We start from the raw sequence: 14,889 nt of genomic DNA, 5'->3' as shown, positions 1-14,889 counted from the left end.
CGGCTCCTATACCGTTTTAAAGGTCGCGATCACGGCCAAAACCACCACGGTGAGCATCGCGCCCGCCATAGCATAATTGATCCGCCGCTGTGCGACATGAGACAGGTTGAGTTTGTGCAAGGACGCGCCGGCATAGGCCCACCCGAGGTGGATCGGCAGCCAGATCACATACATGACGAGCAATTTTATCACGACCTCAAAGGTGTAGTTGTCGGGCGCAAAGGAAAAGCCCGAAAACAGGGCGGTGTTCACGGCGTAGGCCTTTGGGTTGATGACCTGAAGCAAAACGCCCGCGCCGACACCCGGCCCGCGTTTGCTTTCGACAAAGGCGATTTTGGCCCCCGCAAAGGCGATTTTGGCAGCCAGATAGACGAGATAGGCAAGCGAGGCGACCATGAGAATGGTGCGGATTGCGGGGTTGGCGAGGATGACGGCGGCCAGTCCCGAAATGACGGCGGCGCCGACGATGTTGGAACCGATGAACAGCCCGATCAGATAGCGCAGTGCCTGGCGAAAGCCAAAGGCAGAGCCGACCCCCGCCGCCGACAAAACGCCGGGACCGGGGGTGATGATCAAAAACAGGACGGCCGCCGCGTAGGTGAGCATTAGCCAAACACCAATTGGACTTTCATCGCCTTTTCGCGATCCGTGGCGGTGTCAAACGCCTCTTGGAACTGCGCAAGCGGGAAGCTGTGGGTGATGAGCGGGGTCACATCGATCAGCTTTTGCTGCATTAGGGAAATCGCGGTTGCAAATTCGGGGTGAAAGCGGAACGAGCCTTTGAGGTGCAGCTCTTTGACGGTGATTTGTTGCATCGGCAGGGTCATATCGCCGGACATGCCGACCTGAACGATGACGCCTTTGGGACGGATCGCGGGGATCGCACCGGCCAATGCCACCTGCGCGCCCGAACATTCGAACAGCGCATCAAGGGTGCCTTTTCCCGTGGCGTAGACGGCAAGCCCGTCCGTATTTGTGAGGGTGTTGATCGTGATGTTGGCACCGGCGTTGCGGGCAAACTCAAGCCCGCGATCAGAGATGTCGGTGGCGATAATGTCGGCGGCTCCAGCGCGGCGGGCGGCAAGGATGGTGAGCAACCCGATGGGGCCGCATCCCGTGACCAAAACACGCTTGCCCAACAGATCGCCCGCCTGATGCAGGGCGTGCAGGACAACGGCGAGCGGTTCGGCGGTGGCGGCCTCGGCGGGGGTCAGCCCCCCGGCTTTGACGCATTGGCTGTGCATCACGGTGAGTTCGTCGCGAAACGCGCCCTGAATATGGGGAAACGGCATGGCGGAGCCGTAGAATCGCATATTGGCGCAGTGGTTGGGATTGCCGCGTGCGCATTCGGGGCAATTGCCGCAGGGACGCGAGGGCGAGATGGCGACCAGATCGCCCACGGCCAATCCGTCGACACCCGCGCCCAGAGCGGTCACATACCCCGACACTTCATGTCCCAAAACCATCGGTTCGCGCAGGCGTACGGTGCCAAATCCGCCATGCAGGTAGTAGTGCAGGTCCGAGCCGCAGATGCCACCGCGTGCCATTTTGACGCGAACTTCGCCCGCCTGTGGGGCGAGGGTTTCGCAGTCGCCAAGTTGCAAATCGCGCGGTCCGTGGGCGTAAAGCGCCGTCATCGTGGTGTCCTCCAAGACAGTCCTCATCGTTGCTATTTGCAACGGGGCAAAAATGGTATACCAAAATTATGAACGCGATTTCGGCCCTGATTGTCAATGGCCGGCGCAGTGCATTTTTGGAGGACCCATGCAGCTATTCGATCTCACAGGCAAACGCGCACTCATCACAGGCTCATCGATGGGCATCGGCTATGCCCTCGCCAAAGGACTGGCCGAGGCAGGGGCGCATTTGGTGCTGAACGCACGCAATGCTGCGCGACTTGAAGAGGCCGCAGAGACGTTGCGCGGGGACGGGTTCAGTGTTGATACGCTCGCCTTTGACGTCACAGACGCCGATGCGGCATTGACCGCGGTGGATGCCTATGAGGCCGAACACGGTGCGATCGATATCCTTGTCAATAACGCAGGGATGCAGCACCGCGCCGCCCTTGAGGAATTCCCCGCCGAGGCCTTTGACACGCTGATGCGCACCAATGTGAATTCGGTGTTTTACGTGTCCAAAGCCGTGGCGCGTCACATGATCAAGCGCGGGACGGGGCGCATCATCAACATCGCCTCGGTGCAGTCCGCACTCGCACGTCCCTCCATCGCGCCCTACACCGCGTCCAAGGGCGCCGTGACCAACCTGACAAAGGGCATGGCGACCGATTGGGCCAAGCACGGGTTGAACTGTAACGCCATTGCGCCGGGCTATTTCGACACGCCGCTCAACGCCGCGCTCGTGGCGGATGCGGATTTCTCGGCATGGCTCGAAAAACGCACACCCGCTGGTCGCTGGGGACGGGTGGAGGAACTCGTCGGCGCTGCTATCTTCTTGTCGTCTGCGGCGTCGTCTTTTGTGAATGGCCATACGCTGTTCGTCGACGGTGGAATCACCGCAAGTCTTTAAATTCGTCTTTGGGAGGAGATCAAAATGACTACGAAACCAACCGTTGGTTTTATCGGCGTCGGCTTTATGGGCCACGGCATGGCCAAGAATATCTTGCAGGGCGGCTATCCGCTTTGGGTGAAGGGCAATCGCAACCGCACCCCTGTCGAGAGCCTTGTGGGCATGGGCGCGACCGAAGCCGCAACGCCGCGTGAGATGGCGGAAAACTGCGATGTGATCCACATCTGCCTGTCCAACTCGCCGCAGGTCGAGGCGGTGTTTCACGGTCCTGACGGCATCCTTGCGGGGATGCGTGAGGGCTTGATTGTGGTTGATACCACCACCGCCGATCCGACCTCCACCGAGGCGCTTGCAGCGGCTTTGGCTGAGAAGGGCGGTGTGATGGTTGACGCGCCTTTGGGGCGCACCCCGAAAGAGGCCGAAGCCGGCACGCTCGACGCGATGGTCGGTGCAGATGATGCTGTTTTCAAACAGGTTTTGCCGATTATCGAATGTTGGGCGGGGACCATCAATCACGTCGGTCCGACGGGTGCGGGCCACAAGATGAAGTTGCTGATGAACTTCACATCGATGGGCATGGCCTCCCTCTATGCCGAGGCGCTTGTCGTGGCGACCAAAGCGGGATTGACCCCACAGGTCTACGCCAAGGTGATCGGCGACAGCCGCCTGTCGAACGGGTTCTTTGACACGTTCATGGCCTATGCCATCGGGCGCGATGCGGAAATCCACAAATTCTCCATCACCAACGCGACCAAGGACCTGCGCTATTTCAACACGATGGCCTCAGAGGCCGGTGCGGTGAACGTCATGGCCTCGGCGTCCAAACACTATTTCACCCATGCCGAGGCGATTGGCAAAGGCGAGGATTTCATCATCACGCTGTCGGATATTGTGGGCGATCTCAACGGTCTCAATATGGCCGACGAAGTGGCCAAGGGCAAAGCGTAACCCCGTGTCACCGGCCAAAGTGGCCTGATCGGGTTTTGCGTTGAAATCATTGGAAAAAACCGCGTCTGCTCTGTGTCGGACATGTGTCGGACCCCTGTCGGGCAAAATCCGGTAGACGGACAGGCAGTACCGCCATCGCGATGGCCGCAAAAACGGGCCGCAGGATCATCTCCTTGCGGCCCGTTCTCTTGTCTGGAGAGGCCTGTTAGTCGGCAAAGACCGCGCGGCCATCCGCGAGCATGGCGTCAAGGTCGAGAAAGCTCGATTGCGCCCCTGATTGTACCTGCTCCTCAAATTCGGCCTCGGCGGCTTTGACCGCGTGGGCGGCCTCGGCCACGGCGTCGATTTTGTCAAACGGGACGACCACGACACCGTTGCTGTCACAGACCAAAAGATCGCCGGTTTCGATCCGCACACCACCCACAACAGCGCCCGCGCCCACGGTTCCGGGGCCATTGGCATAGGGCGAATTGGCGTTCAGGCCGGTGCAATAGGCGGGCAGACCCACGGCCACGATCCCCTCGTAATCGCGCATCGGCCCGTCCGTGACAAAGCCCGCAGCACCTGCGTTTTTCATCATCCCCATGACCAGATCCCCCGCCGCCGCGCAGCCTTGGTAGCCATCAAAGGCCGCCACCACGATGTCGCCTTTTTGAAGGATGTTGAGCGCCGCCCCCGTGGCGAGGAGATCGGCGGGGCTGTTGTCGGCCACAAGGGCGGGACCGACCACGTTGCACGGGTAATCGCGCCCGCCACCAATCGGGCCGATGGGGGTGGCAAGGCATCCGCGACCGGACATGGCATCCGCGACAAAGGCGCTTGGCAGATCCTTGAACCGTGCGATTTGCGCCGCTGTCGGGCGGCGGGTCTTGCGGTGGATGGTCAACAGGGCGGGGGCTTCGATCATGGTGTGATCCTTTGGGGTTGGGGGTGTTCCGGTCGCGGCTTTATGGCAATTGCCGCGAACGCCACGCCAGTTTGGTATAGGCAAGCCCGCTTGCGGTTGCGGTACAGGCGGTTTTCTGGCGCAGAATCTCCTCGGCGGTGGCCTCCTCGCGCAGGCCGTTCAGCTCCTCCATACGGTCGCATTGGACCAGTGCGGACAAGAGGTCGTATTTGACTTCGATGCCTGCGATTTTGGCGATTTGCGGTGGGGCGGTCGCGGTAATATCGTCCAGTTTTGCGCTGATCCCGTCCGTCCACATCTCGCGCGCTTGGGTAAAGCACAGCGCCGCGGAGGCCTGCATGTCCTCGGGAAATTCAAGGCACTCTTTGTGCGCGTTATCAACACAGGCGGTTGGGAGGGTGCCATTTTCGGCGGCGGTGTCCATACAGGCGTCGACGTCCGCAATGGTGGTTCCGGCCCAAAGGGGCAGGGCGGGCAGGGTGGTGGCCATTGCAAAGGCGATGCCTGTGGCGAGGCGCGTGATCTGTCTCATGACGGTCTCCAGTTGGCCGCGTTGTGCAGGCAAAACGGCGAAAATAATTTTGGTATACCAAAATCTGCTTGTCTTGGTATACCAAATCAGACCATCTTTAAGCGTGCAGGTAAATACAAGAATCGCCGCGCCTTGCACTCTGGAACTCTCATGCCTTCGGGGAGGAACGCATGTCTCACGATACCCGCGCCAACAAACAATTCCGCAGCCAGGAGTGGTTCGACAACCCCAACAACCCGGGCATGACCGCGCTCTATCTCGAGCGTTACCTCAATCAGGCGTTCACCCGCGAGGAGTTGCAGGCGGGCAAGCCGATCATCGGCATCGCCAACTCCGGCTCGGACCTCAGCCCGTGTAACAAGATCCACGTGTTCCTCATGGACCGGATCAAGGCGGGCATCCGTGACGCGGGCGGTATTCCGATGGAATTTCCCGTGCATCCGATCTTTGAGAATGCCAAGCGCCCCACGGCGGCACTTGATCGCAATCTGGCCTATCTGGGCCTTGTGGAATTGCTGTACGGCTATCCGATTGATGCGGTGGTGATGACCACGGGCTGTGACAAAACCACGCCCTCGCAACTGATGGCGGCCTGTACGATGGACATCCCCGCGATTGGTCTCAATGGCGGTCCGATGCTCGATGGCCATTGGAAGGGCAAGCTTGTCGGGTCTGGCACGGTGATCTGGGAAAGCCGCCGTTTGTTGGCGGATGGTAAAATCGGTTGGGACGAGTTTATGGACCGCGCCTGTGCCTCTGCGCCCTCGCTTGGCCATTGCAATTCGATGGGCACGGCCTCGACGATGAACGCGATGGCGGAGGCGTTGGGCATGACGCTTACGGGCAACTCCGCGATCCCTGCGCCGTTTCAGGAGCGCATGGGCATGGCCTACAAGACGGGTCAGCGCATTGTGGAAATGGCCTATGAGGATCTCAAGCCGTCGGACATTTTGACCCGCGAAAGCTTCGAGAACGCAATCCGCGTGTGTTCGGCCATCGGCGGGTCCACCAACGCGCCGCCGCACCTACAGGCGATTGCGCGTCACGCGGGTATCGAGTTCGACGTCAAAGACTGGGAAACCGTCGGCTACGACATTCCGTTGATCGTCAATATGCAGCCCGCGGGTGAATATCTGGGCGAGGCATTCTACCGTGCGGGCGGCGTGCCTGCGGTGATGGCGGAACTCAACGGTGCGGGCAAATTGCATAGCGGTGCCATGAGCGCCACGGGCAAAACCATGGGCGAGAACCTTGACGGTGTCGAGGTTACAGACCGCCGCGTGATCTTTGCCTATGACAAACCGATGCGCGAAAAGGCGGGGTTCCTTGTGCTTTCGGGCAACCTGTTCGACAGCGCCTTGATGAAATCCTCGGTGATCTCCGAGGACTTCCGCGAGCGATTTCTCAAGGACGGAATTTATGAGGCCCGCGCGATCGTGTTCGAGGGGCCGGAGGACTACCACGAGCGGATCAACGATCCCGCACTCGAGATCGACGAGACCTGTATGCTGTTCATCCGCAATGTCGGCTGTGTCGGATATCCCGGCTCTGCCGAGGTGGTCAACATGCAGCCGCCCGATGCGATGATCCGCGCCGGCATCAACCATATGCCAACCGTGGGCGATGGCCGCCAGTCCGGCACATCCGAAAGTCCCTCCGTGCTCAACGCCTCGCCCGAGGCGGTTGTGGGGGGCGGATTGGCCTATCTCAACACGGGCGACATGGTGCGGCTCGACATCAACACCTCGTCGATGAACGCGCTCGTGGACGAGGCCGAATGGGAGGCCCGCAAAGCCGCGTGGTCGCCCCCCGATATCGTAAGCCACACCCCGTGGCAGGAAATCTACCGCCAACATGTGGGTCAACTGGCCCAAGGCGGCTGTCTGGAACTCGCCACCGCCTATCAGCGTGTGGCCAAGACCCTACCGAGAGATAATCACTAATGACAAAATCAATCATCATCACCGGCGGTGCGCGTGGCATCGGCAAAGCCACGGCAAATGTGTTTCTGGACGCAGGGTGGCGCGTTGGCATCGTCGGGCGCACCGCCGCGTCCGTCCAAGAGATGGCCGACAGCCACGAAAATGCGCTCGCTATTCCTGCGGATGTGACCGACGAGGCACAGGTCGAGGCGGCGTTCGAGACCGCCTATCAGACATGGGGCCGTGTCGACGCGCTGTTCAATAACGCGGGCGTCTCGATGAAAGGCGGCATGATCGACGAGGCCGATGTGGATGCGATCCGCAATCTGATGAACATCAACGTTATCGGATCCTTCATCGCCGCACGCGCGGCCTTTGGCATCATGCGCCGTCAGGATCCGCAAGGCGGCCGTATCATCAACAACGGGTCGGTGTCGGCCTATGTGCCGCGCTGGGGCTCTGCGCCCTATACCGCGTCCAAACACGCGATCACGGGGCTGACGCGCTCTTTGTCGCTCGACGGGCGGGCGTTCAACATCGCCTGTGGCCAGATCGACATCGGCAACGCCATGTCCGACATGGCCGTTCAGATGACCGCGGGCGTGCCGCAGGCGGACGGGTCCATCGCGATCGAGCCGGTGATGGATGTGAACAATGTCGCCAATTCCGTGCTGCATATGGCGTCTCTGCCGCTTGAGGCCAACGTGCAATTCATGACGGTGATGGCGTCCAACATGCCCTACATCGGACGCGGCTAACGTCGCGCGCGTTCCCTCAGTTACCTCCCGAGAAAGGGGCGGGCCTTGCTGTCGGGTCCGTCCCTTTTTTGGTGGCGTGGTCTTGAATGCGGTGTTTTGCTCCGGCCGCGTTCGGGGAGGGGGGGCGCATCAGGTGGGCGTGACACCCTGTGTGACGCGCTCGCGGTTCCAGATATACAGACCCGAGCCGATGATGATGGTGGCCCCGATCAGGGTCCACCACGTCGGCAAGCTGCCAAACACGATATAGCCCACGATGGTGGCGGAAATCAGTTGGGTGTAGATCATCGGGGACAGCACCGAAGCATCGGCAAACCGGTTCGCCGTGGTCACAAAGACATGCCCCAACATCCCGAATGTGCCGATCAGCCCCATAACGATCCATCCCGCACTATCATGCGGCCAGACCCAGTTTTGCGCGGCCAACGGGAACAGGGCGAGGGTCGCCAGACCGCTTGACCAGAGCTGCATGGTCGAATTGGCTTCTTCGCCCGCAATCATCCGTGTCATCACGTAGTAAAACGAGGCAAAGACCAATGTGTGCAAGGACAGGATCACGGCCCAGTGAAAGCCCACGCCCCAGGGTTGAACCACGATCAACACGCCGACAAATCCGGTGATAACGGCCGCAATCCGGCGCAACCCGACCTTTTCCCCCAAGAGCGGGATCGCAAGCAAGGTCACGACCATGGGCGTGGCAAAGGCGATGGAGATGGTCAGCGACAAGGGCAGGTAGCTCAAGGCCCAAAAGTTCATAAACGTGCTCAACATCAGCGCCGCCGAGCGCAGCAACTGCTTTTTCGGGACGTTGGATCTGAACGCGGACAGGCCTTCGCGCGGAACAAAAAAGGCAACCGACAATGCGAAATGCATGGCATAGCGCACGAATACGATTTGCATCACGGGCAGGCCGTAGAGGGACAACCATTTGGCCGAGGTATCGATCCCTGTGAAACAGGTCACAGCGGCGATCATAATGAGCACACCTGCGGTCAGGCGCTCCTCTCTCGGACGAATGGTTCCCATGGTGCTGCGCCCCTTACATCACTGCGCCGACCTGCCATGGCACGAACTCGTAGTCGCCAAGGCCGATGGCTTCGGATTTGGTGGTCTCGCCCGAGGCAATGCGCAGCCACATCTCGTAGATTTCGCGACCGACCTCCTCGACGGATTTGCCGTCCGAAATGATCGTGCCGGCGTTGATGTCCATATCCTCGTGCAGGCGGGTGTACATCTCGGTGTTGGTGGCGACCTTCATCGACGGAGACGGCTTTGCACCGAATGCCGATCCGCGTCCGGTGGTGAAACACACAAGCGTGCAGCCCGAGGCGATTTGCCCCGTTACGGACGCCGGATCATAGCCGGGGCTGTCCATAAAGGTGAAGCCCTTGGCGGTGACTTGCTCGGCGTATTTGTACACGCCGTTGAGCGGTGTTGTGCCGCCCTTTGACGCCGCACCGAGTGATTTTTCGAGGATGGTGGTCAGCCCGCCCGCCTTGTTGCCCGGCGAGGGGTTGTTGTCCATCGAGCCACGGTTGCGGGCGGTGTAATCCTCCCACCATTTGATCAGGTCGATGAGTTTGTCGCCGATCTCGCGCGATGCGGCCCGTGCGGTCAACAGGTGCTCGGCGCCATAGATCTCGGGCGTTTCAGCCAGAACCCCTGTGCCGCCCTGCGCCACGAGCAGGTCACAGGCATAGCCCACGGCGGGGTTGGCGGTGATGCCCGACCACGCGTCCGAGCCGCCACATTGCAGTGCCACCATCAGTTCCGATGCGGGGGCCTCTTCGCGGGTGGCCTTGTTGACCTCGGGCAGCATGGCCTCGATCTTTTTGATGCCGAGCGCCACGGTTTTGCGCAAGCCGCCGACGTCCTGGATGTTCATGGTCTGGAATGTCGGGCCGGATTTGAGGCCATAGGCCTCGATCAGCCAGTCGATCTGCATCATCTCACAGCCCAGACCGGCCAGAAGCACACCGCCGACGTTGGGGTTTTTGGCATAGCCCCACAGGGTGCGTTGCAGGAATTCGAACCCCGTGCCGTCGCCGCCCATGGCACAGCCTGTGCCGTGGACAAAGGCCACAACGCCGTCGACGTTGGGGTAGGCGGCAAGGATCTCGGGGGTGAAGTGTTGTGCGATCATCCGCGCGGCGGTGGCCGAGCAGTTCACGGAGGTGAGCACGGCGATGTAGTTGCGGGTGCCGACGCGGCCGTTTTCGCGTTTGTAGCCCATGAATGTGTCGATGGTGGTGGCCGGCGCCGCAGGGCGCAGGTTGGTGCCGAATTCGTAGCCGGCGCCCTCGACGTTGCGAAATTCGAGGTTATGGGTGTGGATATGGGCGCCCTTGGCGATGTCGTCCGCCGCATAGCCGATGATTTGCGCGTATTTGAACACGGGCGCGCCCTTGGCGATGTCCACGGTGGCCATTTTGTGGCCGCGCGGGATGATGTCGATTGCGCCTTCGTCACCGATGGCGAGTTGGGTTTTGGCGGTAACAACGTTGTCGACGTCGGACAGGCGTACGGTGGTCATGGTGGTCCTCTAAATCTGGGCGCGTGAAGGTCAGCTGCGTTGAAGGTCGGGCGCCTGCAAGGTCAGGTGCGCGGTGTGTTTCGATCGCCGATACCGCGCAAGGGCGGGCGTGGCATGGGGGAGGGAAACGGCACGGTGTGCGGATGTGTGGTGGAGAACGAGGTGGGGCGGCGAAAGTTCCGCCGCCCCGATGTGTGTGGATGTCGCGATAATCCCTAGAGGAAGATCGAGACGATCGGAGGCCAGATCAGCAGAACCGACAGCGCGATCAACTGGATGGCGATAAAGGGCAGGAAGCCTTTAAAGATATCCGTGAGCGAGATGTGTGCCGGAGCAACCGATTTGAGGTAGAAGGCCGCAGGGCCAAAGGGCGGCGACAGGAACGAAACCTGCATGTTCATACAGAACACAACGCCGAACCAGACCGCAACGTGGCGTGGATCCAGTTCCCCGAGAAGGCCGATTTCCTCGACGGGCAAACGCAGAACGATGGGCAGGAACACAGGCATGATCAGCAACACGATGCCAACCCAGTCCATGAACATCCCCATGATCAGGAAGATGAACATCATCACAAGGATAATCCCCATCGTCGGCAGGTCCGCCGCCATGATCATGTTGGCCACATAGGTCGGACCACCCGCGAGGGTATAGGCTGCCGCAAGTGCGGCCGCACCGATGGTCACCCAGATGATCGTTCCGGTGGAGCGCAGGGTGCGCATAAGGCTGTCCCAAACGATGTCGAAGGTCATCTCGCCGCGGGCCAGACTGATGATGAACACGGCCACAACGCCCATGCCCGCCGCCTCGGTGATGCCCGTGATGCCGCCATAGATGGAGCCGAGAACAACGCCGATCACAACGGTCGGAGCGATCAGGCCCTTGCCCATTTCCCACCCTTTTGCGGTGCGCTCTTTCCCGACGACAAAGACCATCGTCACGGTAAACAGGATGAATGCACCGATGAGGTAGGGGATGTCCGCGACCATGCCGAGCATGATCGGCTCGACGCCTTCGACAATCCTGTTCATGCCAAACGCGGTCAGGAACAGGTTGCGCACCAGAAGCACGGCCACAACCCACATGCCGAAGCGCGACAGGAAGCCAAGGAACATCAGGCCCTTTTCGGAGCCGCGCGGATCATCGGGGTTCTCTTCGGGCAGCGGGGCCATTTCGGGGCTGATCCGTGTGCGGATGAAGATATAGACGATGAAAAACGACGCCAACATAAAGCCGGGCAGGAACGATGCCGTGAACAGCGCCTTGATCGAGGTCTCGGTCACGAGGCCGTAGAAAATCAGGACGATGGACGGCGGGATCATTGTGCCAAGCGAGCCGGAGGCACAGATCGTGCCGATCGCGAGGTTCTGGTTATAGCCGAGGCGCAACATCTGAGGCAGGGCGATAAGGCCCAAAAGAACCACTTCGCCGCCGATGATCCCCGACATCGCAGCCATGATAACGGCCATGATGGAGGTGACGAAAGCAATCCCGCCACGGGTGCGCGACAGCCACAGGTTGAGCGACGAATACATGTCTTTGGCGATGCCCGTCCTCTCCAGTAGAGAGGCCATAAATATGAAGAGGGGCACCGAGATGAGCACGTAGTTGACCATCTGTCGGTAGACGGCCTGACCCAACACGGCAAAGGGGCCGCGGCCAAAGGTGTTGAACAAAATGTCCACGTCGAATTTGAGGACAAGGGTGACAACGGCGAGAAAGGCCGAGGCAAAGCCCAAGGGCATACCGATTGCAAGCAGGGCAAACATCGCCAGCAAGAGGATGAGGGAAAGGGTGCCGATATCGACCATTTAGAGATCCTCCCCGAGTGTTTTACGCAGCATTGCAATTTCTTCTTCGTCGATTTCGTCCGCTGGCGAGTGATGTTCGGGGTCTTTGTGCCAATCTGCGATGAGGTTGGACAGCGACTGAACCGCGACGAGGACGATGATAAACAGGATGGCCGGCTTGATCGTGCCCGGAATGGGTGGATCCCACGCGGTGCCAAAGGTCTCCATGCGCAACATCCGTGTCCACGCATCATTGAACCCGCCCCACACGAGGGCAAAGCAGAACACCCAGATCAGGAAAACGGAGATCACGTCGGCGGTTTTTTTCATCCACCGCGGCATGAGGTCGTAGATCACATAGATGCGGATGTGGGAGCGTTGCTGCATGGCGTACTGGCCCGCGAGCAAGAACACAAAGGCCGCAATCCATAGCGACAGTTCGTTGGCCCACAAGGTGGGTTTGTTGAACGCATAGCGCGAGACAACTTCGTAGAACATCACGACCACGATCATCACGATTGCGATCATGGCAATGCGCGATGTGACCAACGACAGGTAGTCGAAAAAGCCGTGAGGTTTGTCTTCGATGGCGCCAATGGTGTCCGACAAATAGATCGAGGCGAACAGTATGGAGCCTGCGAGCGAGCCGAGCATCAGTTTGCCCCAAATGCCGCCGGTAGAGCGGATCAGTTCGTGCATACCGATTGCGTCAGCCGAGAATATTTTATTGATGGCGAGCCATGCGAAAACCGCGAGCGCAAGCGCGGTAAAGCCGATGGCCAATTTCTTGACCGGACCTCGCAAGGAGCCGAGCCAGACACTGTCGTTCGTCATCCTGGCCTCCCTTTTGGTGTTGTGGGGTTGGTGCCGTTTTACGACGGCCGCACTGTTGAAAAAGGCGGGCCCAACGTGGGCCCGCCGAGGCTATAAACCCCTGCGCAACTGCGCAGTTTCGCTTATTTGGAGATCAGGCCGAGTTTGCCCAGATACTCACGGTGCGATGCAACGAGTGCTGCTGCTTCGGGTGTTTTAGCGGCCCAACCGTCCCATGCTTTTTGAGCACCGGCGCGGAATTTCGCTTTGTCTTCGTCGGACCATGCGTAGAGGCTGACACCTTGCTCGCGCAGGGCTGCGGCCGCTTCGTTGTTGGCTTTCTCGTTGGAGATCGCGGTGTGCAGGGACAGTTTCTGCATTGCGGTGTCCATGATGCGCTGTTCTGCAGCGGTCAGGCCATCCCAAACGCCCTTGTTACACGCAAGGTGGTCGGATGGCATCGAGTGGAAGCCGGGGTAGTTGGCGTGCTTGGCAATGTCGTAAAGGCCAAGACCGACGTTGTTGGCGAGACCGGAGGCGTCGGCGCCGTCGATGATGCCGGTTTCGAGTGCGGTAAAGATCTCGGTGAAATCCATAACGATCGGGGTTGCGCCCAGTTCGGTGAAGATTTCGGTTTCAAGACCTGGAGGCGAACGGAATTTCCAGCCTTTGAGGTCCTCGAAGCCTGCGAGTGGCTTGGTCGAGGCAAAGGATTCCTGACCGTAGATCCACCACCCGACGAGCTGCATGCCGTACTCGTTATAGAGCGACTGTGCTGCTTCGTAGCCGCCGCCGTAATAGAGCCATGACAGCTGTTGGTAGGGGGTGTCGTAGCCGCCCATGATGTCGCCCACGAACTGGAACGCGGGGTTCTTACCGGTCTGGTATGCGCCGCCGGTCATGTCGCAATCGAGGATGCCGTTCACGGCTGCGTCCCATGTCTCGGTCGTGGCAACCACGGACGAGGAGTAGAACATTTCGATGTCGATCGAGCCGCCGGACATTGTTTCAACGTCGTCTGCGAATTGTGCGGCAAGTTTGCCCGAGGGGTGCTCGGTTGCGTAGTGTGTCTGAATGCGCAGGGTTGTTGTGTCCTGTGCGATCGCCGGAACGGCAATCACCGCACCAAGTGCTGCGGTTTTAAGAGCTGAAGTCAGTTTCATAAGTATCCTCCCTAGGATGGCTGCGTGACCGCAGCCGAAGACATGGTTGTCCTTCGTTTTAGATCCCGCATCACCCCTCCCGGGTGAAAACATTCCCTTACGGGAACGCCGCGAAACCAGATGGTATACCATCACAGTCACAACGCTAAACCGAACCCGTATCGACAATCAACAACTTTTGGTATACCAAATTGAAAAAGACGCTAAGGTCACTGCTGACGGGGGGAGAAAGTAGATGCCTTATGATGATGTGGAAGTGATAAAATGAATGAATTGAATGCTTTGGGGGAGGATTTTCACGGGGATAACCTGCCCGAGAAAATTGCATATTCATTGCGGCGGGACATCCTGCGCGGGCGGTTAAACCCCGGAGATGCGATCAAAGAACGCGATAACGCCGAGGAGCTCGGTGTGAGCCGCACACCTATGCGCGAAGCCATCCGAATCCTTGCCCAGGAGGGCTTGGTGATTCTCCGGCGCGCCCGCTCGCCCATCGTCGCCCAACCCAGCTTCAAGACCCTCGCAGATCAGGTCGAAGTGCTGTTGAATCTCGAAAAACTGTCTGCCGAAATTGCCTGTCGTGCCGCGACCGATGCCGAGATTGACGAGATCTGTGACCTGACCCGCCTGATGTCGGAGACCTTTGACGGCAGTGATCCGCTCGATATGTTCGAACTCGATATGAAGTTTCACGCGATGATCGCACGGATGTCGCACAATGAAACGCTCGCGGATATGCACACGGCGTTGTTGCAACGCCTGTGGCGGGCGCGGTATTTGACGGCAATGGAAAAACGCAATCGCGAACGGGTGATCACACAGCACACGGCGATTATCGACGCTCTGCGCGCCCGTGATCCACAACGGGCCGCCGCCGCGCTGCAAACCCATTTGGGCCATTTGGGCGAGGACCTCAAAGACGTGATGGAGCATGACGCCAGACTGGAGGCTCAGGCCAGATTGCGCGGCGATACGGCCGAATCGAGCGAGTGATCTG

General features: G+C 59.8%; 14 protein-coding genes. 5 read left to right on the top strand and 9 right to left on the bottom strand.

Features of this window, described 5'->3' with window-relative positions; genetic code table 11:
• Positions 1 to 6: 6 nt before the first annotated feature.
• Positions 7 to 606, bottom strand: a complete 600-nt coding sequence (locus tag ACN0Q0_RS00260; protein WP_417241342.1) for a LysE family translocator — start codon at positions 604 to 606, stop codon at positions 7 to 9.
• Complete coding sequence (locus tag ACN0Q0_RS00255) at positions 606 to 1,637, bottom strand: L-idonate 5-dehydrogenase (RefSeq protein WP_417241958.1); 1,032 nt, start codon at positions 1,635 to 1,637, stop codon at positions 606 to 608. Before ACN0Q0_RS00255 ends, ACN0Q0_RS00260 begins: the two co-directional genes overlap by 1 nt.
• Before the next feature lie 127 nt (positions 1,638 to 1,764).
• On the opposite strand from ACN0Q0_RS00255, the gene ACN0Q0_RS00250 reads away from it, so the two are divergent.
• Positions 1,765 to 2,526: an SDR family oxidoreductase gene (locus ACN0Q0_RS00250; RefSeq protein ID WP_417241341.1), complete on the top strand. Its 762-nt coding sequence runs from the start codon at positions 1,765 to 1,767 to the stop codon at positions 2,524 to 2,526.
• 24 nt (positions 2,527 to 2,550) lie between these two features.
• Positions 2,551 to 3,474 (top strand): NAD(P)-dependent oxidoreductase, encoded by a 924-nt coding sequence (locus tag ACN0Q0_RS00245; RefSeq protein WP_417241340.1) that lies wholly within the window; start codon positions 2,551 to 2,553, stop codon positions 3,472 to 3,474.
• Positions 3,475 to 3,679: 205 nt separating this feature from the next.
• Here the strand turns inward: ACN0Q0_RS00245 and ACN0Q0_RS00240 are convergent, their stop codons facing one another.
• Positions 3,680 to 4,381 carry an RraA family protein gene (locus ACN0Q0_RS00240; protein WP_417241339.1) on the bottom strand — a complete coding sequence of 234 codons (702 nt, stop codon included), beginning with the start codon at positions 4,379 to 4,381 and terminating at the stop codon, positions 3,680 to 3,682.
• A 40-nt stretch (positions 4,382 to 4,421) separates the two neighbouring features.
• Positions 4,422 to 4,913, bottom strand: a complete 492-nt coding sequence (locus tag ACN0Q0_RS00235; protein ID WP_417241338.1) for a hypothetical protein — start codon at positions 4,911 to 4,913, stop codon at positions 4,422 to 4,424.
• A 170-nt stretch (positions 4,914 to 5,083) separates the two neighbouring features.
• Between ACN0Q0_RS00235 and ACN0Q0_RS00230 the strand changes: the two genes are divergently transcribed.
• On the top strand, positions 5,084 to 6,856 hold the full coding sequence (locus ACN0Q0_RS00230) for an IlvD/Edd family dehydratase (RefSeq protein WP_417241337.1): 1,773 nt from the start codon (positions 5,084 to 5,086) through the stop codon (positions 6,854 to 6,856).
• Positions 6,856 to 7,593 carry an SDR family oxidoreductase gene (locus tag ACN0Q0_RS00225; RefSeq protein WP_417241336.1) on the top strand — a complete coding sequence of 246 codons (738 nt, stop codon included), beginning with the start codon at positions 6,856 to 6,858 and terminating at the stop codon, positions 7,591 to 7,593. The genes ACN0Q0_RS00230 and ACN0Q0_RS00225 overlap by 1 nt, the downstream gene beginning before the upstream one ends.
• Before the next feature lie 129 nt (positions 7,594 to 7,722).
• Here ACN0Q0_RS00225 and ACN0Q0_RS00220 read toward each other — a convergent pair whose 3' ends face one another.
• The 5 genes from ACN0Q0_RS00220 to ACN0Q0_RS00200 all read right to left on the bottom strand — a co-directional run bounded on the left by ACN0Q0_RS00220 (position 7,723) and on the right by ACN0Q0_RS00200 (position 13,892).
• Positions 7,723 to 8,619, bottom strand: coding sequence for a DMT family transporter (locus ACN0Q0_RS00220; RefSeq protein ID WP_417241335.1), 897 nt, complete (start codon positions 8,617 to 8,619; stop codon positions 7,723 to 7,725).
• 13 nt (positions 8,620 to 8,632) lie between these two features.
• A complete protein-coding gene (locus ACN0Q0_RS00215; protein WP_417241334.1) occupies positions 8,633 to 10,126 on the bottom strand; it encodes a UxaA family hydrolase in 1,494 nt (497 codons plus the stop codon).
• A gap of 215 nt (positions 10,127 to 10,341) precedes the next feature.
• Positions 10,342 to 11,937, bottom strand: coding sequence for a TRAP transporter large permease (locus ACN0Q0_RS00210; RefSeq protein WP_417241333.1), 1,596 nt, complete (start codon positions 11,935 to 11,937; stop codon positions 10,342 to 10,344).
• On the bottom strand, positions 11,938 to 12,750 hold the full coding sequence (locus ACN0Q0_RS00205; protein WP_417241332.1) for a TRAP transporter small permease subunit: 813 nt from the start codon (positions 12,748 to 12,750) through the stop codon (positions 11,938 to 11,940). It lies immediately after the preceding gene.
• 122 nt (positions 12,751 to 12,872) lie between these two features.
• Positions 12,873 to 13,892 carry a TRAP transporter substrate-binding protein gene (locus ACN0Q0_RS00200; RefSeq protein WP_417241331.1) on the bottom strand — a complete coding sequence of 340 codons (1,020 nt, stop codon included), beginning with the start codon at positions 13,890 to 13,892 and terminating at the stop codon, positions 12,873 to 12,875.
• A 264-nt stretch (positions 13,893 to 14,156) separates the two neighbouring features.
• Between ACN0Q0_RS00200 and ACN0Q0_RS00195 the strand changes: the two genes are divergently transcribed.
• The gene (locus ACN0Q0_RS00195) at positions 14,157 to 14,885 is read left to right on the top strand and encodes a GntR family transcriptional regulator (protein ID WP_417241330.1); all 729 of its coding nucleotides are present in this window, start codon (positions 14,157 to 14,159) and stop codon (positions 14,883 to 14,885) included.
• The last annotated feature ends 4 nt before the right edge of the window (positions 14,886 to 14,889 follow it).

This window comes from Celeribacter sp. (assembly GCF_048259695.1).
Lineage (GTDB): Bacteria > Pseudomonadota > Alphaproteobacteria > Rhodobacterales > Rhodobacteraceae > Celeribacter.
The sequence above is the reverse complement of the archived record's forward strand: the minus strand, read 5'-3'. Positions and strand labels throughout refer to the sequence as shown.